We start from the raw sequence: 19,655 nt of genomic DNA, 5'->3' as shown, positions 1-19,655 counted from the left end.
CCACCGGGAGCGCGGCGGGGGCTCATCGGGAGGGCGGCGCGAACAACTCGTCCTGAGCCCCGTCCCGCGCGGTCAGCAGTGCCCCGCGCAGCACGGCCCCGCCGCCCAGCACGCTCGCCCGTACCTCGGTCGGCAGCGGTGACATACGGGTCAGCCGCTCGGCGACGCGCGCGGCGAGCACCTCCCCGCCGGCCTGCCCGATCTCACCGCCGAGCACCACACAACCGGGGTCGAGGACAGCGGTGACGGAGGCCGCCCCGATGGCGAGCCGGTCGGCGAGGGCGTCGAGAAAGCGGGACGCGGGCCCGGCACCGAAGGAGCCGCCGCCCGCCTCGCGCACGCCGGTCGCCTCCGCCCCGTCGCCCGTGGCGGAGCCGGTGCGCGCAGGGCTGACCGCCGCCACCGCCCGCCGCACCAGGCCCGCCGCGGGCGGCTCGGGTCCCGTGCCCTCGGTGGACAGCCCGTGCTCGAGGGCGAGTTCGGCGATGGCCGCCGCGGCCGCGAGGGAGTGGAAGCCGCCCTCGCAGTCCGTCGCCGACGGCAGGGACCGGGTGCCAGGGACCGGTAGGAAGCCGATCTCGCCGGTGCCGCCCGAGGCGCCGCGGCGCAGCGCTCCGTCCAGGACCACGGCCGCGCCCGTCCCGTACCCGAGCCACAGCAGCACAAAGGTGTCCCGGTCGCGGGCGGCGCCCTCGCGCTGCTCCGCCAGGGCGGCGAGATTGGTCTCGTTCTCCACCATCACGCGCGCGGGCAACCGCTCCTGCAGCGCCGCGGCCAGTCGGCGGTGCCACTCCGGGAGCCCGGTGGAGTTGCGGAGTTCGCCGGTCGCGGGGTCGATGAGTCCGGGCGCGCCGATGCCGACCGTGTGCAGCGACCCGGCGCCGGCCTCCTTCGCGGCGCGCTCCACCAGCGCCACCACCTGTTCGACGGCGGTCCCCGTTCCGGTGTCGCCCGCGATGGGCACCGAGGCCTCGGCGAGCACCCCGCCGAGCAGATCGGAGACGAGTACGGAGACTCCCTCGGTGCGCACGTCCAGGGCCGCCAGATGGGCGCGGTTGGCGACGATCCCGTACAGCCGTGCGTTGGGGCCGCGCCGCTGCTCGCCCGACTCCCCCACCACCGTGATCAGACCGGCCGCGGTGAGCCGTTCCACCAGATCGGCCACGGTGGGCCGGGACAGCCCGGTGAGCTGTTTCAACTGCCCTGCCGTCAACGGGCCTTCCTGCTGCATGAGGCGCAGGGCAGCCCGGTCGTTCAGGGCCCTGGCGGTGCTCGGGGATGCGGGCATGCCGGGATCCTCCCAGATCGGCGGAACCGCTCACCGCGGCCGGAGCTGCCCTATCTATCAGGCAGGGTTCCTGATAGTTTACGCCGACAGTGGGGCGACCACCCGGGGAGGGGCGGAGAATGAGCGGAATGGTCGAAGGGATCCATCAGCCGCGTGAGGTGAAGCGCGCCCGGTACGCGGTGGCGGCGGTGTTCGCCGTGCACGGCGCCGTCACCGGCTCGTTCGCGACCCGCGTGCCGTGGATCCAGGACCACGCCTCGGTGAGCGCCGGCCAACTCGGCTTCGCCCTGGCCTTCACCGCCTTTGGCGCCTCCTGCTCGATGCCGCTGGCCGGCCGGATCAGCCACCGCTTCGGCAGCCGCACGGCCCTGCGCGGACTGATCGCGCTGTGGACGATCTCCCTGGTCCTGCCGTCCCTCGCGCCCAATCTCTACACGCTGTGCCTGGCGATGTTCACCTACGGGGCGAGTGCGGGTATGGCCGATGTGGCGATGAACGCGCTGGGCGTGGAGGTCGAGCGGCTGCTCGGCAAGTCGATCATGTCGGGACTGCACGGCATGTGGAGCGCCGGCGCGCTGGTCGGCTCGGCGGCGGGCACGCTCGCCGCTCATCTCGGCGTCGACGCACGCCTGCACCACGCACTCGCGGCGGCCTGCCTCACCCTCCTCGGTGTACTGGCCTGTCGCTGGGTGCTGGATGTGCAGCCCGCGGAGGACGAGGAGCCTCCGCCGCGGTTCGCGCTGCCGCCGAAGTCGGCGCTGCTGATCGGCACGGTCGGCTTCTGCGCGGTGTTCGCGGAGGGCGCGAGCCTCGACTGGTCGGCCATCTACCTGCGTGACGAACTCGAAGCGTCGGCGGGTCTCGCGGCGGCGTCGACGACCGGATTCATGCTGACCATGGCCTTCGCCCGGATCGCCGGCGACTCGGTGGTCAACCGCTTCGGCGCGGTCCGCACCGTCCGCGCCGGCGGCATCCTCGCCGTCCTCGGCGGACTGCTCATCGTCGTCGCGGGCAACGCGGCGGTGGCAATGGGCGGCTTCGCACTGATGGGCCTCGGCATCGCGGTCGTCGTCCCACTGTGCTTCGCTGCGGCGGGCCACAGCGGCCCCAATCCCAGCCAGGCCATCGCGGGTGTGGCGACGATCACCTATACCTCGGGCCTGATCGCGCCGAGCGTCCTCGGCGGCCTGGCACAGGCGACCAGTCTGGTCGTGTCCTTCGGCCTGGTGACGGTGCTGGCCTGCGGGCTCGCCGGTTTCGCCGGGGTGTTGCGCGCAGGAGAGCGCGACCGTCCGAAGATCAGTCGGCCGAGCGCAGCAGTTCCCGACCCACGGCCCTGAACCGCTCGCTCCACGACGTCGGGCGCAGCGTCGCCGCGTCGAGCCGGACCAGGACCCGGGTGCCGTGCGCGTACGTCACCGCTCCGTCGGCCGAGCAGAACCGGAAGCCGTACGTCAGGCCCGTGTTCCCGAGCCGCTCCAGCCACAGGTGCACGGCGTACGCGCCCGGCTTCTTCACCGGCGCCTCGTAGGTGATCCGCAGTTCCTTGACGGCGTTGCAGAAGTCGCCCGCCGCCTCCCAGTCGCCCTCGAAGCCGAAGCCCTGCTCGTGCCAGAAGGCGGTCCAGGCGCGCTCGACCATGACCGGGTAGCGGGCGTTGTGGAGGAGGCCGAGCGCGTCCAGATCGTCGAAGTGGACGGCGACGGGCATCAGCCGGCCGTACGACAGGACGGGCGCGGTCTGGGCTTCGGCGGTCACGACGGGCTCCTCGATATGGCCTGGTGAGGCGCTCGCGACGCTGCGGCGCTGGACCCACCCATGGTAAGCGGTCGCTCAGCCCGGCCCGTCCAGGGGTCAGCCGGCGATCGAGTCCAGCTGCTCGGCGGCGGGCCTGAGGGCCCACAGGTCCCCGCCGGGCGGCGCTTCCAGCAGCAGCGCCGCCTCCTTGGCCCGCGCGTCTCCCGCGTCCGCGGCGGCGTGCACGACGTCGGCCGCCGCGTACTGGTGGAACTCGAGCTCCGGATACGCCCAGGGAACGGCGCCGGTCGCGGCGGGCAGCAGACAGTCGACCGCCTTGAACAGGCTCTGGCCGTCCGGGCCGCGATACGACCACAGGTTCACGCCGACATGGCGGCCGACGGCCGCGAGCCTGGTGTACGCCACCAGGTCGAAGGTCGAGTAGTGCCAGCTGCGGGTCCTGGCGAGCTCCTGCGGCTGGCTGCCGTCACCGGCGATCTGAGGGTCGATGCGCTTCGCGCGCGCGTCCAGGACCGTCTGCCGGGCGAGCCGCTCGTCGCCGGTCGCATACGCGAGGGCGGCGAGCTGCATGTCGTAGAAGGTGCCGTGATTGTTCGCCGCGGCGCCCTCCTCCTTGCCGAAGGCGCTGTCCGTCAGCCAGGTACGGAAGGCGGTGTTCCAGTCCCGCATCGCGGTCCGGTCGGACCTGGACCAGCCGGGGGCTCCGGTGTCCAGGATCGCGATCGCGTCCAGCACGCTGGTGTACGACTGCGAGAAGTCGATGATGCCGATGGCGCGGCCGTCGTACTTGCACGGGATGAACTGCCCGTGGTCCAGGTCGGGGTTCATCTTCGTCGCCGGGTCGAGGAACCAGGTGCGCAGGACCTGGGCGGCCTTCTCGGCGCACTGCTTCTTCCCCGTGTAGTACCAGGCGAGAGAGAGGTCGTAGGTCGAGTCGAAGACCTTCTCCACGTCCTGGCGGTCGGTGCCGGTGTCCACCTCGGGGTTGCGCTGGCCGTCCCGCTGGACGTAGGGGGGTTGTCGGCGGTCTTCAGCCGGCTGGGCCACCAGTACGGCGCCTGGCTGAGGTAGTCGTGGACGTCCCCGCCGGGTGCGGGCTGCGGCTTGTCGACGACCGTCCATGGGCCCTGGTCCAGCCAGGCGTCGGCACGCGCGGTCAGATTCTTGAGCGCGCTCCGCAGCCGGGATCCCCGTGGTCGAGCCGGATTCTGGTCTGCTGCAGCCGGGCGCCGTCGAGGACGGCGGTTCTGGGGACCTTCGGTGCCACATGGGCGGAGGCGGTGGGTACTCCGGCGACGGCGACGGCCGCGAAGGCGGTCACGGCCGCCAGGACGGTGGCCAGTCGGGGTCGTGCACTCATCAAGGCTCCGATCATCCATGTGAACGCAGTTCATGAGTGGAACCGTGTGAGCGTAGGACTGCCAGGTGCCCCTGACAATGGTCCGGACAGTTCTTCACGTACAGGGAAAGAGAAGCTTCACCATGGACCTCGGCGTGCGCTGGAAGCTGCACGGTGACGGGCGTACGCCCGCGCCCGGAGCGGTTGTCCGCCCCGACGAACGGCTCTCCTGGCCCCGAACGGTCGGGCTGGGCGCCCAGCATGTCGTGGCCATGTTCGGCGCTAGCTTCGTGGCGCCCGTGCTGATGGGGCTCGACCCCAATCTCGCGATCATGATGTCGGGCGTCGCGACCGTGCTCTTCCTGCTGGCCACCCGCGGCCGGGTGCCGAGCTATCTCGGCTGCTCGCTCTCCTTCGTGGGGGTCGCCGCGGTGATCCGGGCGCAGGGTGGCACCAGTGCGACCGTGACCGGCGCGGTGTTCGTCGTGGGCGTCGTCCTGTTCCTCGTGGGGCTCGCGGTCCAGCGGTTCGGGGCGCGGATCATCCACGCGGCGATGCCGCCGATCGTGACCGGTGCGGTGGTCATGCTGATCGGGTTCAACCTCGCGCCGGTGACCGCGTCGACGTACTGGCCGCAGGACCAGTGGACCGCGCTGCTGGTGATGCTGTTCACAGGGCTGGCCGTGGTGTGCCTGCGCGGCTTCTGGTCACGGATCGCGATCTTCCTCGGACTGGTCTTCGGATACGGGATCTCCTGGGCCTCCGACCGGATCTTCGGCAAGATCCACTCGGTGGACGCGAGCGGCAGGCTCACCGACCACTGGAGGCTGGACCTCTCGGGCGTCGGCAAGGCCGACTGGATCGGTCTGCCCCACTTCCACGGGCCGTCCTTCCAGTGGTCGGCGGTCCTGGTCGCGCTGCCCGTGGTGATCGCGCTGGTCGCGGAGAACGCGGGGCACGTCAAGGCGGTCGGCGAGATGACCGGCGATCCGCTGGACGACAAGCTGGGCACCGCCATCTCGGCGGACGGCGTGGCCTCCATGCTCTCCACCGCCGTCGGCGGCCCGCCCAACACGACGTACTCGGAGAACATCGGCGTGATGGCGGCCACCCGCGTCTACTCGACCGCCGCCTACTGGGCAGCGGCCGGCTTCGCGCTGCTGTTCGGCGTATGCCCCAAGTTCGGCGCGATCGTGGCCGCGATCCCCGCCGGCGTGCTCGGCGGCATCACCGTCATCCTGTACGGCATGATCGGCCTGCTCGGCGCGCAGATCTGGATCAACTCGAAGGTGGATCTGCGCAATCCGCTGAACCTGGTGCCCGCCGCGGCGGGCATCATCATCGGCGTCGGCAACGTCAGCCTGAAGTTCTCCAGCACCTTCTCACTGAGCGGTATCGCCCTGGGCACACTTGTCGTCATCACCGGCTACCACGCCCTGCGCGCGATGGCCCCCGCGCACCTCAAGACACAGGAACCGCTGCTGGACTCGGGCACCTCGTCGTACGACGAGGAAGGCGCCGCGGAGGGCGAGGGTACGAGGGACCGCGACGCGACCAGGCGCACCGACCGGTAGCGGCGCCCGGCGGCCGGCCTCCGGCTCGGAGCCCGTCCCCCACTCGGACCACCCGTGAGATCCCTCGTTCCGGGGAAGCCCACGGGCCGGAGGCGCTCCGGTGGGCCGGGGCCTGCGAGCCTTCCCCCATGGTGCGGTTGGAGCAGTTCACGACCGAGGTGGACACGGTCGTCTCACGTATGCGCGCGCTCGACGCGGTATGGCCGGAGCACGACGGCGTCGCGGTCTTCAACCGTGTCTACCTCGCGGTCACCGAGGAGGTCGACCGCCGCGTGGACGCCGGTGAATTCCCGGACCGGCGTGCCGCGGCGGCGCTCGGTGTCCGGTTCGCCGAGCGGTATCTGTCCGTCGCCGAGGACGGGCCGGTACCCGCGTGCTGGCGGCCGCTGTTCCAGTTCCGGCGCCATCCCGGCGTTCGCCCGCTGCAGTTCGCGCTCGCCGGGATCAATGCCCATATCGGGCATGATCTCGCACTCGCCGTGGTGGACTCCTGCCGCACGCTCGGCTGCGAACCGGCCGACCTCGAGGACGAGTTCGATCGCGTGGGCGACCTGCTCGGGTCGCTGGAGGAGCGCATCCGCGAGGATCTGATGCCCGGTCCCGATCTGCTCCAGGTTGCCGACCCCCTCACCCACCTGCTCGGCGCCTGGAGCCTGGAGCGGGCGCGCGAGGCCGCCTGGGCGGCGGCCCGCGCCCTGTGGGCCCTGCGGGACCTTCCCGAGGTGGGCGAGGAGTTCGCACGGCGGCTGGACGCGATCGTGGGATTCGCCAACCGGATCCTGCTCACCCCGCTGCCGGACTGATCGAATGCCCCTGCCTGTCGCGGCGAAGAACTGCCGTGACGTCGTTGTACGTTGAGCCGGGGGCACATCCACGGCGAAGGAGCAGCAGGTATGGCGACCCGGCTCGGACTCGGCCTCCCCCAGAACAATCACTACGAGATCGGGCGGGACGTGCCCGACGTGGCACGGGCCGCGGAGGAGATGGGCTACGAAAGCCTGTGGGTGTACGAGCGCGCCCTGTTCCCCACGGCGACCTCTCAGGGTCTGTACGACATCGAGGGGCTGCCCTGGCCGGACAGCTACCGCGGGGTCGCCGAGCCCCTGGTGACGCTCACGCTTGCCGCCGCCGCCACTCATCGCGCCCGGCTCGGCACCAGCGTGCTGGTGGCGCCCCTGCACGTGCCCTTCCAGCTCGCCAGGGCGCTCGCCTCACTGGACGCGGCCGCCGGCGGCCGGGTCGTGGCGGGTCTGGGCACCGGCTGGTCCCTCGACGAGTACGCGGCGTCCGCGGTCCGCCCCTTCGGGGAGCGCGGCAAGGCCCTGGACGAGGTGATCGACGTATGCCGCGCGGTCTGGGGCCCGGACCCCGTCTCTTACGAGGGCACGCTCACCAGGATCTCCTCCTCGGTGGTCGCCCCCAAGCCGGCCCGGCCGATCCCGATCCTGCTGGCGGCGAGCAACAGGACGGCCCGGCGGCGACTCGTCGACAAGGCCGACGGCTGGCTGCCGCTGGCCATGGGCGCCGACCAGGTGGCCGCGCAGTGGAGCGAACTGCAGGACCTGGCGGCCGAGCGAGGGCGGGTGACACCGCTCCGGGCCGTGCTGCGCGTCAATGCGACGTACTCGGCGAAGGCGTACGACGGTCCGGAGCGCTCTCCCTTCCAGGGGAACGTCGACCAGATCGTGGAGGACCTGGCCGCCTACACGGAGATCGGCCTGGACGAGATCCTGGTCGACGTGCAGAGCTCGACGCGGGACGCGGAGGAGCTCAAGGACGTGGCCGCGGAGCTGATGACGACGGCGCGAGCGGCCGGCGTCTGACCGACGGAATCCCGGGCGCCGCCCACCGGCACCGGCGCTGAGGCCCGACCGGCACCGGCATCAGGAGCCCCGCCGGCCGCCGCGACGCTGACGCGCGCGATCCGCGGCGGCGCGTCGCAGCACGGGGGTGCGCCGGCCCAGGCAAGCGCACCACGCCGCTGCTTCGCTCAGGTCCGGATCAGTCCTCCGGCAGTTCCACCGGCGCGATCTCGTCGTAGACGTCACCGGGGCCGGGGTTGGCCGGGTCGGTCGCGCCGCCGAAGTGGTGCATGACGCCCCACACGGCGTTGAGCGCGGTCTGCACGGCGCCCTCGGCCCAGCCGGCGGTCCACGAGATGTCGTCGCCGGCGAGGAAGATGCCCCGCTTGCCGGCGGGCAGCCGGTCCTGCATGAAGTGCGTGAACAGACGCCGCTGGTAGCGGTAGTGGCCGGGCAGGTTCGCCTTGAACGCGCCCATGAAGTAGGGCTCGTTCTCCCAGGAGACCGTCACCGGGTTGCCAATGATGTGCTTCCTGATGTCGACCTTGGGGTAGATCTCGCCGAGCGACTTCAGCATGACCTCCATCCGCTCGCTCGCGGACAGCGGCAGCCACTTCAGGCTGTCGTCGCACCAGGTGTAGGACAGGCAGATGACCGCGGGCTTGTCCGGGCCGTCGTCCAGCAGGTAGGTGCCGCGGGTCATCCGGTCGGTGAGCGTCATCGACATGACGTCACGGCCGGTCTGCTCGTCCTTGTCCAGCCAGAACGGCCGGTCCACCGGCACGAACAGCTTGCTGGACTCCATGTAGTGGGTGCGCTCGATCGCCGTCCAGTGGTCGATCGGGAACAGCTCGTCATCGCAGTCGATCTTGGAGAGCAGCATCCAGGACTGGGCGGTGAAGATCGCCGCGCGGTAGGTGCGGATGTCGCCGTTCGCGTCGGTGACGGTGATCGCGTTGCCTGCCGTGCGGTACAGCCGGGTCACCGCGGGGCGGGGCGCGCCGCCCTCGTGCAGGGAGCTGAGGGACGTCCCGTACGGCCAGTGCACGATCTTCTGCGGCTCGCGCTCCCACAGGCGCAGGGGCAGCTGCTGGGAGCCGCCGACGATGCCGCGGTGGTGGTCGTCGGCCTCGGAGTAGACGACGCGCAGGATCTCCAGGATGGAGTTCGGGAAGTCGGTGTCCCAGCCGCCGGTGCCGAAGCCGACCTGGCCGAAGATCTCGCGGTGCCGGAAGGACCTGAAGGCCTCGGAGTCGCAGAGGAAGCCGTAGAACGTCTGGTTGTCGAGCTTCTCGACCAGCTGGGACCAGATCTCGCGGATGCGCGGCACATCGCGCTCGCGCATGGCGCGGTTCATGTCGGAGAAGTCGGCGCCCTCCTCCAGGCAGGCGTTCCACGCGGCCGCCACGTCGCGGTAGACCTGCGGCAGGTCGTCGGGCGTCTCGGCGTAGTGGCTCTCGCCCTTGAGGTCGACGACGGTGGAGGGGGTCGCCTCGGCCAGCGGGTTGGGGAACGGCCGGGTCTCGAGGTCCACCAGGTCGATGTAGTGCTGCAATGCCGTGGAGGACGGCGGGAAGCGCATGGCGCCCATCTCGGCCGTCAGGGACGGCTCGCAGCCCTCGAAGCCGACGGTGCGCAGCCGGCCGCCGATCTGGTCGGCCTCGTAGACGACGGGCTTGAGGCCCATCTTCATCAGCTCGTACGCGGCCACGATGCCGGACAGTCCGCCGCCGATGACCGCGACCTCGGCGCCGTGCTCGGTCGCGGGTATCTGGCCGAGGCCCGCCGGGTGGGCGAGGAAGTCGTCGTACGCGTAGGGGAAGTCCGGCCCGAACATCGTGATCGGGGGCTGCTGCTCGTCTGCGTGCTGGACGGCGTTGGGCACCGTGGACGTCATGGGGTACGGACTCCTTGCGCGGAAAGAACTCTGGGGAAGGCTGAGGGTCAGACGAGGGACCCGTAGAGGCCGGGGCGGCGGTCCTTGAGGTAGGGGTTCGCCTCGCGGGACGCGGCGAGGTGGACGGGGTCCACGTCGGCGAGGACCAGCTCCTCCACGCGGCCCGCACGTGCCCGGGCGATCCCGTCGGGCCCGGCGAGGGTGGAGAGCCCGACGAACTCGAACTCGCCTTCCTGGCCGACCCGGTTGACGTACGCGACGTACATCTGGTTCTCGAAGGCCCGCACCGGGACGAGGGACTCGGCGACGAACTGGAAGGGGTGCATCTGCGCCGTCGGGACCACGAGGAGGTCGGTGCCGGCCAGGGCGTGGGCGCGGACGTTCTCCGGGAACTCGACGTCGTAGCAGATCATCAGCCCGATCCGCAGGCCGTTCAGCTCGGCCTGCACGACGGGCCTCTCGCCCGGGGTGAAGTGGTCGCGCTCGAAGCCGCCGTAGAGGTGGGTCTTGCGGTAGTTCGCGAGGCGGGTGCCGTCGGCGGAAACGAGCTGCGCGGAGTTGAAGACGCTCTCGCCGTCCCGCTCCGGGTACCCGTAGGCGATCGCCAGTCCGTGCTTGGTGGTGATCTCGGCCACGGCGTCCGCGGAGTCTCCGTCGGCGGGCTCGGCGAGCCGGGCGATGCCGTCGCCGATCGCGTATCCGGTGAGGAACAACTCCGTCGCGATCAGCAGCCCGGCGCCCGCGGCGGCGGCACGGCCCGCGGCCTCGTCGAGGACCTTGAGGTTCTCGACGACCGAGCCGGGCTGTCCGGAGCTCTGGAGCAGGGCGGTGCGCATACGTGTTCTCCACCGGTACCGAAGGGGGTTGGGGGGGCCAGTTAGACGGTACGGTCGCGCCCCCGGCCGGAACAAGGAGAAGCCGTTGCGCGCCAGTGAGCGGATCGTTGCGTCCGGCGAGGGTGGAGCGGCGATTCGTTGCGCACCCCATGTACCGCTGAGGCGCAGGTCACAGCGGTGTCCCTGCGGACGGCCCGCGCCGCCCCTGCTGCCCGGGAAGGTGGCGGCGGGTCGGCGGCCGCTACAGCTCCCGCAACCGCTGCACGATCTCCTGCAGCAGCTCGGGGCCGGCCGCCGCTCCGCCTCGCGGTGAGCGCCGTGGCGGATCGATGCGCACCAGGCCGGCCTCGGCCAGATCGCCGAGCAGCACGCGTACGACCGTCAGCGGCAGGTCGGCGTCCGCGGCGAGCTCGACCACGGGCCGCGGGCCGCGCCGCACAAGGTCGAGGAGCCGGGCACGGGCGTGATCCACCCCCGGCCGGCCGTCCTCCGGCTCCAGGACGGTGACGTAGGACATCAGGTCGATGGTGTGCCTGTCCGAGGGCCGGGTGCGGCCTCGGGTGACGGTGTACGGACGCACCATCGACCCGGTCTCGTCCTCGTACCACTGGTCGTCGGTCACAGCCGGATCAGGAAGCCCCCGGGTCGGCGGCCGAGCGGACGGCGGCGTCCATGTGGCGGCCGACACGGCGGACGAGCAGCGCCATCTCGTGGGCCAGCTGCCCCACGTCGGTCTGGACCTCGCTGAGCACGGCCAGCCGGCTGCCGTCGCCGGCCGGGGTGATGAAGAGGTAGGCGTCATCGAGCATGACCATGGTCTGCCGCACCTCACCGGCCTCGAACCGCTCCCCGGTGGAGCGGGCGAGGCTGTGGAAGCCGGAACAGACGGCGGCGAGGTGCTCGATGTCCCTTCTGCGCATGCCGTCCGAGGAGCTCAGCGGGAGGCCGTCCGCGGTCAGGAGCACGGCCTGGCGCACATGGTCGGTTCTGGCCACCAGGTCGTCAAGCAGCCAGCCGAGGTCCGAGCCTGGCGGCTGACCGGCCTCGTCGGTGGACTCGGGGCTCTGGTCACGGCGCATCGTGGGAGTCCGTCCCTTCCTCGGTTTCGGTTGGCTCCGTGGGGGGCTCGGCCCGCTCCGTGGGTGCGGTGCTCGTGGGGATGCCCTTGCGGCCGCGGTCCAGGCCGCGCTGGAAGGCGCCGAGGATCGACCGCAGCTCGTCGGCACTCACCTCGCGCTCCGCTGCGGCGTCGGCGGAGGGGGATTCGGTGCGCAGACCGGGAGCGAGCGAGGTCTGGCGCACGCGGGTGGGGAGGGCGGGGACATCCGCCGTACCAGCCATCAGCCCACCGCCCGGCCAGTCCGCCGCACGGGACGGGGCCTCGATGTCCGCCGTGGGCATCGGGATCCTGTGCTCCTCCCCCCGGGTCAGCTCCGGGGCCCGCTCGGGGGCGAGCACCGCCGTCCCGCGCCGCGAAGGCAGCGCCCGTGCGGGAGCCTCGGCCGCGGGCGCCACGGCCCCGGCCGCCACGTCCGCCAGCAGCGCCTCGGGCAGCAGCACGACTGCCGTCGTACCGCCGTAGGGCGACCGGCACAACGTGACGTCGATCCCGTGCCGGGCGGCGAGCCGGCCGACGACGTACAGGCCGAGCCGGTCGTGCCGCGTCGGGTCGAAGTCGTCCGGGCGGGTGAGGGTGCGGTGGGCCTCGTCGATCTGCTCGGGGTCGAGTCCGAGGCCGCGGTCGTCGATCTCCAGGACGAATCCGCCGCGGGCACGGCTGGTGCGCAGCGTGACCTGGGCGTTGGGCGGGGAGAACACGGCGGCGTTCTCGACGAGTTCGGCGATCAGATGGACGACGTCGGCGACCGCGTCCGCGGCGATGCCCACCTCCGCCATCGGCGGGATCACGACCCGCGCATAGTCCTCGATCTCGCTGACCGCAGAGGCGACGACGTCGGCGACGGGCACGGGCCGCCGCCATCTGCGGCCGGGCGCCGCGCCGGAGAGGATGATCAGACTCTCCGCGTGCCGCCGCATCCGGGTGGTCAGATGATCGATGCGGAAGAGCTCGTCCAGGACGTCCGGGTCCTCCGTGCGCCGCTCCAGCGTGTCGACGAGCTTCAGTTGTCGGTGCACGAGTGCCTGGTTGCGCCGGGCGATGTTGAGTAGGACGGCGAACAGCCCGCGCCGCAGGGTGGCCTGCTTGACGGCGGCCTCGACGGCCGCGAGACGGGCGGTGTTGAAGGACCGGCCCACCTGCTCGATCTCGTCGGAGCCGGACTCCCCGCCGGCCAGGGGCGGCGCCGCGGCCTGGGCGTCCACCTCCTCACCCGCGCTCAACCGCTCCATCACGTCCGGGAGCTGACGGGTGGCCAGCAGGTCGGCCGCGTCCCGCAGAATCTCCAGGCGACGGGAGATGCGGCGGGCGCCGCGCACCGCGAACCACAGCGACAGACCCGCGGCGGCCAGTCCCAGCGCTCCGACGACGATGGCCTTCGTGAGCTCCCGGTAGGCGAACGCCCGGGCGCGTGCGGCCGCGTTCTTGGCCGACTGGGTGCACAGCAGCATGTAGCGCTTGACGGCACGGTCGGTGGTCGTGCGCCAGGAGTCCGCCGCTACGGCCTTGCCCGCACCGTCGGCGCCAGCCCGCAGCAGGGCGTCCTCGCCCGTGGTCAACGCGCGGTACACGTCCCCGCGTTGGAACGTCTCGAACAGGGTCCGCGAGTCGGAGGGCAGATCGGGCACGTACGTCCGCTGGAAGACCCGGCGGTCCTCGATCGTCGCCGTGAGGGTGTCGTACTGGCGGTCGGTCAGCTTGCCTGCGGCGCGCGCCCCGGCGACCAGGGCGTCCTCGCGCGAGACGAACTCGCGTACCCGTACGAGCTCGCTGACGACCTGCGCCTCCCGCGCCATCTGCCCGGCCTGCAGTGCGGTGAGGGCGGACTGGTTGTCGAAGCCCGGCTCCACCAGCACGCTGTACTCGGCGACCGCGTCGTCCCAGGAGATACGGCCCGCGAGCACGCGCTCGCGCAGTCCCTCCAGCTTGTCGGCGGCGGCGAGCATGGAGTCGAGCACCTGCCGCTGCCGGTCGGAGAGGCGGCCGCGGTCCCCGTTGTGGATCGCGTCGCGCATCGCGCCGACGGCCCGGTCGGTGCGGCGCTGCTGCTGGAGCAGGTCGAGGGCCGCCCCGTTGCGGTGGCCCCCGCCCAGGTACGCGGCCGCGAGCCGCCGTTCGATCTGGATCTGTCCGATCGCCGTGTCGACGGGCGTGCCGAAGTCCACGTACACGCCCTGGACCCGTACCAGCGCGCGGAGTTCGCCGGTGACCGACACCATGGCGAAGCTCCACAGAGTCATCAGGGCGAGAGCCGGCGCGAACGCCAGCGCCACGATCCTGCCGCGGACCGTGGTGGGACGGCCGAAGGACCAGCGCATGATTTCCCCAGAACGACAGGACGATCGGGTGGCCGGGGCAAAAAACCGCTGACCGGCGAGATTTACCCGCCGGTAGCAAGCGCGCACAACCTATGGGATGCCATGTATCACCCGCAATGGTTGCCTCCGGTAACACCCGCCTCAGCCGTCCCCACCGGCGCGCTCAGTCCGCGCGGTACACGGCGAATCTGGTGATCACCGCCGCGTGGTCCGACGGCCAGTCGTTGCCGAAGACATCGGGCCAGGGGCGGGGGGTGCCGCAGACGTATGTCCGGGAGTCGAGCACCGCGAGACCCCGGTGCAGCACGTAGTCGATCCGGTCCTGCGGTTCGGGACGTCCGCTGCCGTCCTCGTTCACCGGGTGGATCGGCGACCAGGTGTGGCCGGGCTCGGCGGCCGGGTCGGGGTTGGCCTCGCGATAGGAGTCGCGCAGGCCCGCCTCCTCGGCCGCCTTCGTCACCGGCCACGCGACGTCCGGCCGGTCGAGGTGCGAGGGGCAGTTGAAGTCGCCCGTGAGCACGACCGGGACACCGTTCCCGGCCGACTCGCCGATCCGCTGGAGGGCGTCCCTCATCTGGGCCAGGCGCACCTCCTCGTGCGCGATCAGCTCGGCCGCGGGCAGCCCGTCGTAGACGGATTCATAGGGCCCGTACGGGGTGTAGTCCAGATGGGCCGTCCAGACGTCCACCTCGCTCCCCCGGCCGATGCGCAGACGGACGCCCGCCGCCCCGTAGAAGCCCACGTCCGGATCGCCGAAGTGCGCGGTGATGGGGTACCGGCTGATGACGCCCAGGTTCTCGCCCGCCCGGTGGTGGTACCAGCCGAGCGCCTCGGCCAGTTCCCCGGCCGCGGTACCGCCCGTCTCCTGCAGGCCCACCACATCGGCCCCGGTCTCCAGGACGGCCTTCAACTGCTTGGCCCGGTGGTCGTCGACCCGGCTGCCGCCGAGCCAGAGGTTCCAGGTCATCACCCGCAGTTCGTACGGCAGCAGCGAGCGCAGCCGCTCGGGCGTGACCTCCTCCAGGCTGGCCAGCACGGTCCGCCCCGGCGCCGCGCCGATCGGCGCGAGCGACGGTACTGCGAGCACGGAGCAGCCTGCGGCCTCGGCGGAGGCGACGCCGGTCTGGGTGTCCTCGACGGCCACGCAGCCGATGGGGTCGACGCCGAGCGCACGGCAGGCGACGAGGTACGGGTCGGGCGCCGGCTTGGTGCGTTCGGTGTCGTCCGCGGTGACGGAGACCGCGAAACGCCCGGCGCCGAGCGCTTCGAGCACGGTGTCGGCGACGGCGCGGGAGGAGGCGGTCACGAGTGCGGTGGGGATGCCCTCACGGGCGAGGGCATCGAGCAGGTCGAGCGCGCCGGGGCGGGGCACGATCCCGCCCCGGACGCGGTCCGCGAACTCACGGTGCAGCTCGGTGGCGAGGTCGGCGGCGTGGGCGCCGGTGAGTCCGGCCAGCCAGTCGGCCGTGTGCTCGACGGGACGGCCGAGCACCTGCGGCTGGTCCTCCTCGCCCAGCGGCCGTCCGAGTCCGCCCGCGACTCTCTCCACCGCCTCCCACCACAGCCGCTCGGTGTCGACGAGCGTGCCGTCCATGTCGAAGAGGACGGCTTGGAGAGGCAGTTGCGTCACGGTGTTCTCTTTCATGTGTGGGGGGATCGGTAGCAGGGATCACATCGGGGGCAGGGGCAGGGGGCAGGGCGCCGGTCAGCGGGTGCGTTCGGCGACCAGAACCGGGCGCTGAGGGAGCGTCACCGTCACCGCGGCACCCGCGGTGAGGGCGGCGGCCTCGTGTGCCGGCAGGTCGGCCTTCACCTCCGTGGCGTCGGACAGGCGTACCGTCAGCCGGATCGTGGCGCCGAGGAAAGCGGTGGCAACCACGCGCGCGCCACCCTCGTCGTCCGGGACCACCCGGACCGCCTCCGGCCGCACCAGCACGTCCACCTCTCCCGCGGCGGGAGCGTCCCCGTCGACGGGTAGCCGCTGCCCGAGCACGTCCACCTCGCCCGAGGTCAGCCGGCCCGGGATCCGGCTCATCGTGCCGACGAACTCGGCGACGAAAGCGGTGGCCGGGCGGCCGTACAACTCGGAGGGGGCCGCGCACTGTTCGAGCTTCCCGGCACGCATCACCGCCACCCGGTCGGCCATGGAGAGCGCCTCCTCCTGGTCGTGGGTGACGAACAGCGTGGTGATGCCGAGTTCCTGCTGAAGCCGGCGGATCTCCTCGCGCAGCGTGAGGCGCACCTTGGCGTCCAGGGCGGACAGCGGCTCGTCGAGCAGCAGGACGCGCGGGCGCAGGGCGAGCGCCCGGGCCAGTGCGACGCGCTGCTGCTGGCCGCCGGAGAGCTGGTGGGGGAAGCGGCCGCCCTTGTCGCCCAGACCCACCAGGTCGAGCAACTCGGCCGCGCGGGCCCGCCGTTCGGAGGTGCGCACCTTGCGCATCCGCAGCCCGAAGGCCACGTTGTCGAGCGCGCTGAGGTGCGGGAAGAGGCTGTAGGACTGGAAGACCATTCCCGCGTCGCGGCGGTGGGCCGGAACACGGGTGACGTCCTCGCCGTCGACGCGCACCTCGCCCGCGTCCGGGTGCTCGAACCCGGCGAGCATGCGCAGCGCGGTGGTCTTGCCGCAGCCGGACGGACCGAGCAGGGCGAGGAGCTCCCCGGGCCGCACGGTCAGGTCGAGTCCGTCCAGGGCGACGGTCGGGCCGAACTCGCGGCGCAGACCGTGGAATTCGACTGTCGCTGCGTTGTCGCGCGCCGCAGCCTTGTCGGTGGTCATGTGGTTCATCCCTTGGCGGCGGTACGGGAGCGCCCGCCGAAGACGGCGAGCGAGAGGAGCAGGGCCCAGGTGACGAGCAGGCTGAGCACGGAGACGGCGACGGACAGCTGGGCCTGGGAGCCGCCGACGCTGTAGATCCACACGACGAACGGGGTGAAGCCCAGCAGCTGGGCGACGGTGAACTCACCGAGGACCAGGGCCAGGGTGAGGAAGGAGGCGTTCAGCAGCGCGCCGCGCAGATTGGGCAGGACGGCCTGGAGCAGGGCCTGCGCCCAGTTCGCCCCGCAGCTGCGCGCGGCCTCGACGAGGGTGCGCACGTCGATGGCGCGCAGCCCCGCGTCCAGGGCCCGGTACACGAAAGGCAGCGCCATCACGACGTACGCCAGGACCAGCACGAACGGGAAGTCCGGGTTCTGGATGGCCACGAACGTCTGGAACAGCGGCGTGCGGGAGAGGTACTCGGGCCCCCATTTGAGCACCGTGGAGATCCCGGCGACGAAGGCGATCGGCGGCACGACCAGCGGCAGTGAGCAGATCACCTCGACGGCCGGCCGCAGCCGGGGCGCCCCGAGCCGCAGCGCGACCAGGGCGGGCACCATCAGCAGCAGGACCAGAACGATCGTGGCGGCAGCCAGCTCCAGCGAGAGCACCAGACTGGAGCCGAATCCGGCGGTGGAGACGATCTGGCTGTAGGCGTCGAAGGTGACGCCCTGGCCGGGCACGTCCACCGTGAAGATCACGGAGGCGGCGAGCGGCACCAGGAAGTACAGGCCGGCGCAGGCCAGGACGGCCCAGCGCCACAGGTTCAGGCGAGCCATCGCGTGCTCCGTCGTTGCAGGGGCAGGTACACGGCCATGACCAGGCCCGCGACGAGGACCATGTCGAGGCTGAGGGCCAGCGCCACATTCTCCTGACCGACGAGGACGTTGCCGGAGATGGCGTCGGCGATCTGCAGGGTGACCAGCGGGACGGCACTGCCCACCATGGCCGCGGCCGTCGCGTACGCGGCGAAGGCGCTGCCGAAGAGCAGGACGAATCCACCGAGCAGCGAGGGCAGCAGCACGGGCAGGGCCACATGCCGCCAGTACTGGAAGGCCGTCGCGCCGTTGTTCTGGGCGGCCTCGCGCCACTGGGTGCGCAGTCCGTCCAGGGCGGGGGTGATGGTGAGGACCATCAGCGGGATCAGGAAGTAGAGGTAGACGATCACCAGACCCCAGAAGCTGTAGAGGTTCCAGCCCTGGTCGGCGAGGCGCAGGTGGCGGGTGAGCACACCGGAGTTGCCGAGCGTGGCGACGAAGGCGAACGCCAGCGGGACGCCGCCGAAGTTCGCGAGCACACCGGACGCGGTGAGCACGGCCTCGCGCAGCGCGCGGAACCGGGAGGTCGCCACCACCTGCGCGAACAGCAGTCCGAACACGGTGCCGGCGGCGGCCGAGACCGCGGACAGTTTCACACTGCCGATCAGGGCCGTGAGGTAGGCGCCGTGCAGAGAGGTGGTCAGGTTGGCCGCGCTGTACGAGGTGGCGCCCGTGGCCGGGTCCTTGACCGTGAAGGCGCCGTTCAGCATGGCGATGGCGGGGATGCCGAAGGCGATCGCCGTGAAGGCGAGCAGCGGGAGGACGGCGAGTGCGCCCAAGGGGCGGCGCCGCCGCTGCTGCGGAGCAGCGGCGGGCGCCACCTCGGCCTCGGTGAGGACGGCGGTCATCCGGAGACGGCCTTCCCCCAGCCCTGCGCGAGGACCGTCTTGGCCTTGTCCTGCTGGGCCTCGGTGGGGAACGACGGCGTGCCGGAGACCGCGGGAAGCTTGGCAGCGGCGGTCTTGTCGAGCGTGCCGGCCGTGTCCATGGCCGTCATCAGGGCAGGGCGGGCGTAACCCGTGAGCCACAGGTTCTGGCCCTCGGCGCTGTACAGGTACTCCTGCCACAGGCGGGCGGCCGCCGGGTGCGGGGCGTCCTTGTTGATGGCCTGCGAGTAGTACTGGGCGTACTGGCCGTCGGTGGGGATGGCCACCTTCCAGTCCAGGCCCTTGGACTTGAACTCGTCGGCGTAGCCGGCGTTCAGGTAGTCCCAGTCGATGCTGATCGGGGTCTCGCCCTTCTCGACGGTGGCCGGGGTCGACTCGACGGGCGTGTAGTTGCCGTTCTTCTTCAGCTTGGCGAAAAAGTCGAGACCGGGCTGGATGTCGTCGAAGGACCCGCCGTTCGCGAGGGCGGCCGCGTAGACACCGCCGAAGGCCGAACCGGACTTGGTCGGGTTGCCGTTGAGCGCGACCTGCCCCTTGTACTGCGGCTTGAGGAGGTCCTTGAAGGTCGTCGGGCACACCTTGACGCGCTTGGCGTCGCAGCCGATGGAGACGTAGCCGCCGTAGTCGTTGTACCAGCGGGCCTGCGGGTCCTTCTGAGCGGTTGGGATGTCACCGAAGGAGGCCACCTTGTACGAGGCGAGCAGCCCCTGCTGTGCGGCGCTGAGCGCGAAGGAGCTGCCCAGGTCGAGGACGTCGGGCGCACGGTCCTGGCCCTTGCGGGAGGTCACGGCGTTGATCTCGTCCTGGCTGGAGCCGTCGGGGTTCTCGACGTCGATCTTGATGCCGTACTTCTTCTGGAAGCCGTCGATCAGGGCGCCGTAGTTGGCCCAGTCGCGGGGCAGGGCGATCGCGTGCAGCGTGCCCTCCTTCTTGGCCGCCTTGACCAGGGCGTCGAGGCCGCCCAGGTCCGCGGCCGAGGTCGCGGTGGCCGCGCTCTTGCCGTCCGCGGAGGTCGACGCATTGTCAGGGGCCGCGCCACAGGCGCTGAGGGCGAGTGCGGCGACGGCAAGGCCACCGGTGAGGACGGCGGTCCTCGGCAGGAACACGGTCACGGGTCTCTCCAGGAGTACGCACGAAGACTCGGGTCGGAAGGAGAACTTGTCTAAACAAGTCGACCCCAGTACGCCCGGCACCGGTGTCCTGTTC

16 protein-coding genes and 1 pseudogene are annotated in these 19,655 nt (G+C 71.6%); 4 read left to right on the top strand and 13 right to left on the bottom strand.

The features are described 5' to 3' along the window. Window positions 1-22: 22 nt before the first annotated feature. Complete coding sequence (locus ACQEXA_RS43890) at window positions 23-1,288, bottom strand: ROK family transcriptional regulator (protein WP_433132770.1); 1,266 nt, start codon at window positions 1,286-1,288, stop codon at window positions 23-25. 128 nt (window positions 1,289-1,416) lie between these two features. On the opposite strand from ACQEXA_RS43890, the gene ACQEXA_RS43885 reads away from it, so the two are divergent. Continuing rightward, complete coding sequence (locus tag ACQEXA_RS43885; RefSeq protein WP_432938995.1) at window positions 1,417-2,628, top strand: MFS transporter; 1,212 nt, start codon at window positions 1,417-1,419, stop codon at window positions 2,626-2,628. On the opposite strand, the gene ACQEXA_RS43880 is transcribed toward ACQEXA_RS43885, so the two are convergent. Continuing rightward, entirely contained in the window at window positions 2,588-3,046 is a 459-nt protein-coding gene (locus ACQEXA_RS43880; RefSeq protein WP_432925562.1) for an acyl-CoA thioesterase, read from the bottom strand. The two genes, ACQEXA_RS43885 and ACQEXA_RS43880, sit on opposite strands and share 41 nt — an antisense overlap. 96 nt (window positions 3,047-3,142) lie before the next feature. Then, window positions 3,143-4,406: pseudogene (locus ACQEXA_RS43875) on the bottom strand (alginate lyase family protein). Window positions 4,407-4,528: 122 nt separating this feature from the next. Here ACQEXA_RS43875 and ACQEXA_RS43870 point away from each other — a divergent pair. The 3 genes from ACQEXA_RS43870 to ACQEXA_RS43860 all read left to right on the top strand — a co-directional run bounded on the left by ACQEXA_RS43870 (window position 4,529) and on the right by ACQEXA_RS43860 (window position 7,782). Next, entirely contained in the window at window positions 4,529-5,959 is a 1,431-nt protein-coding gene (locus ACQEXA_RS43870) for a uracil-xanthine permease family protein (protein WP_432925564.1), read from the top strand. 128 nt (window positions 5,960-6,087) lie between these two features. Beyond that, window positions 6,088-6,762, top strand: a complete 675-nt coding sequence (locus tag ACQEXA_RS43865; protein ID WP_432925567.1) for a DUF5995 family protein — start codon at window positions 6,088-6,090, stop codon at window positions 6,760-6,762. Between the two features lie 90 nt (window positions 6,763-6,852). Next, window positions 6,853-7,782 carry an LLM class F420-dependent oxidoreductase gene (locus ACQEXA_RS43860; protein ID WP_433132768.1) on the top strand — a complete coding sequence of 310 codons (930 nt, stop codon included), beginning with the start codon at window positions 6,853-6,855 and terminating at the stop codon, window positions 7,780-7,782. Window positions 7,783-7,960: 178 nt separating this feature from the next. On the opposite strand, the gene ACQEXA_RS43855 is transcribed toward ACQEXA_RS43860, so the two are convergent. The 10 genes from ACQEXA_RS43855 to ACQEXA_RS43810 all read right to left on the bottom strand — a co-directional run bounded on the left by ACQEXA_RS43855 (window position 7,961) and on the right by ACQEXA_RS43810 (window position 19,561). Next, a complete protein-coding gene (locus ACQEXA_RS43855; protein WP_432925571.1) occupies window positions 7,961-9,658 on the bottom strand; it encodes a flavin monoamine oxidase family protein in 1,698 nt (565 codons plus the stop codon). Between the two features lie 47 nt (window positions 9,659-9,705). Next, window positions 9,706-10,494, bottom strand: coding sequence for a carbon-nitrogen hydrolase family protein (locus ACQEXA_RS43850; RefSeq protein WP_432925573.1), 789 nt, complete (start codon window positions 10,492-10,494; stop codon window positions 9,706-9,708). Window positions 10,495-10,735: 241 nt separating this feature from the next. Continuing rightward, window positions 10,736-11,116 carry a DUF742 domain-containing protein gene (locus ACQEXA_RS43845; protein WP_432925575.1) on the bottom strand — a complete coding sequence of 127 codons (381 nt, stop codon included), beginning with the start codon at window positions 11,114-11,116 and terminating at the stop codon, window positions 10,736-10,738. 7 nt (window positions 11,117-11,123) lie between these two features. Continuing rightward, window positions 11,124-11,573 (bottom strand): roadblock/LC7 domain-containing protein, encoded by a 450-nt coding sequence (locus ACQEXA_RS43840; RefSeq protein ID WP_432925577.1) that lies wholly within the window; start codon window positions 11,571-11,573, stop codon window positions 11,124-11,126. Continuing rightward, on the bottom strand, window positions 11,563-13,929 hold the full coding sequence (locus ACQEXA_RS43835) for a sensor histidine kinase (RefSeq protein WP_433132766.1): 2,367 nt from the start codon (window positions 13,927-13,929) through the stop codon (window positions 11,563-11,565). The genes ACQEXA_RS43840 and ACQEXA_RS43835 overlap by 11 nt, the downstream gene beginning before the upstream one ends. 163 nt (window positions 13,930-14,092) lie before the next feature. After that, complete coding sequence (locus tag ACQEXA_RS43830) at window positions 14,093-15,559, bottom strand: HAD-IA family hydrolase (RefSeq protein ID WP_432925580.1); 1,467 nt, start codon at window positions 15,557-15,559, stop codon at window positions 14,093-14,095. A gap of 75 nt (window positions 15,560-15,634) precedes the next feature. After that, on the bottom strand, window positions 15,635-16,705 hold the full coding sequence (locus ACQEXA_RS43825) for an ABC transporter ATP-binding protein (protein ID WP_433132764.1): 1,071 nt from the start codon (window positions 16,703-16,705) through the stop codon (window positions 15,635-15,637). 5 nt (window positions 16,706-16,710) lie between these two features. Continuing rightward, the gene (locus ACQEXA_RS43820) at window positions 16,711-17,523 is read right to left on the bottom strand and encodes an ABC transporter permease (RefSeq protein ID WP_432925584.1); all 813 of its coding nucleotides are present in this window, start codon (window positions 17,521-17,523) and stop codon (window positions 16,711-16,713) included. Next, complete coding sequence (locus tag ACQEXA_RS43815) at window positions 17,511-18,410, bottom strand: ABC transporter permease (RefSeq protein ID WP_432925586.1); 900 nt, start codon at window positions 18,408-18,410, stop codon at window positions 17,511-17,513. The genes ACQEXA_RS43820 and ACQEXA_RS43815 overlap by 13 nt, the downstream gene beginning before the upstream one ends. Continuing rightward, window positions 18,407-19,561: an ABC transporter substrate-binding protein gene (locus tag ACQEXA_RS43810; protein ID WP_432925588.1), complete on the bottom strand. Its 1,155-nt coding sequence runs from the start codon at window positions 19,559-19,561 to the stop codon at window positions 18,407-18,409. Before ACQEXA_RS43810 ends, ACQEXA_RS43815 begins: the two co-directional genes overlap by 4 nt. Window positions 19,562-19,655 lie beyond the last annotated feature (94 nt).

Origin of the sequence: Streptomyces sp. CA-106110, assembly GCF_050936285.1 — a bacterium.
Classification (GTDB): domain Bacteria; phylum Actinomycetota; class Actinomycetes; order Streptomycetales; family Streptomycetaceae; genus Streptomyces.
This window is presented reverse-complemented; position numbering and strand designations above follow the sequence as displayed.

Coding starts and splice junctions, on each gene's coding strand:
- ACQEXA_RS43890 (WP_433132770.1), bottom strand. CDS start 1,288: ATGCCCGCATCCCCGAGCACCGCCAGGGCCCTGAACGACCGGGCTGCC.
- ACQEXA_RS43885 (WP_432938995.1), top strand. CDS start 1,417: ATGGTCGAAGGGATCCATCAGCCGCGTGAGGTGAAGCGCGCCCGGTAC.
- ACQEXA_RS43870 (WP_432925564.1), top strand. CDS start 4,529: ATGGACCTCGGCGTGCGCTGGAAGCTGCACGGTGACGGGCGTACGCCC.
- ACQEXA_RS43865 (WP_432925567.1), top strand. CDS start 6,088: ATGGTGCGGTTGGAGCAGTTCACGACCGAGGTGGACACGGTCGTCTCA.
- ACQEXA_RS43860 (WP_433132768.1), top strand. CDS start 6,853: ATGGCGACCCGGCTCGGACTCGGCCTCCCCCAGAACAATCACTACGAG.
- ACQEXA_RS43855 (WP_432925571.1), bottom strand. CDS start 9,658: ATGACGTCCACGGTGCCCAACGCCGTCCAGCACGCAGACGAGCAGCAG.
- ACQEXA_RS43850 (WP_432925573.1), bottom strand. CDS start 10,494: ATGCGCACCGCCCTGCTCCAGAGCTCCGGACAGCCCGGCTCGGTCGTC.
- ACQEXA_RS43840 (WP_432925577.1), bottom strand. CDS start 11,573: ATGCGCCGTGACCAGAGCCCCGAGTCCACCGACGAGGCCGGTCAGCCG.
- ACQEXA_RS43835 (WP_433132766.1), bottom strand. CDS start 13,929: ATGCGCTGGTCCTTCGGCCGTCCCACCACGGTCCGCGGCAGGATCGTG.
- ACQEXA_RS43825 (WP_433132764.1), bottom strand. CDS start 16,705: ATGACCACCGACAAGGCTGCGGCGCGCGACAACGCAGCGACAGTCGAA.
- ACQEXA_RS43820 (WP_432925584.1), bottom strand. CDS start 17,523: ATGGCTCGCCTGAACCTGTGGCGCTGGGCCGTCCTGGCCTGCGCCGGC.
- ACQEXA_RS43815 (WP_432925586.1), bottom strand. CDS start 18,410: ATGACCGCCGTCCTCACCGAGGCCGAGGTGGCGCCCGCCGCTGCTCCG.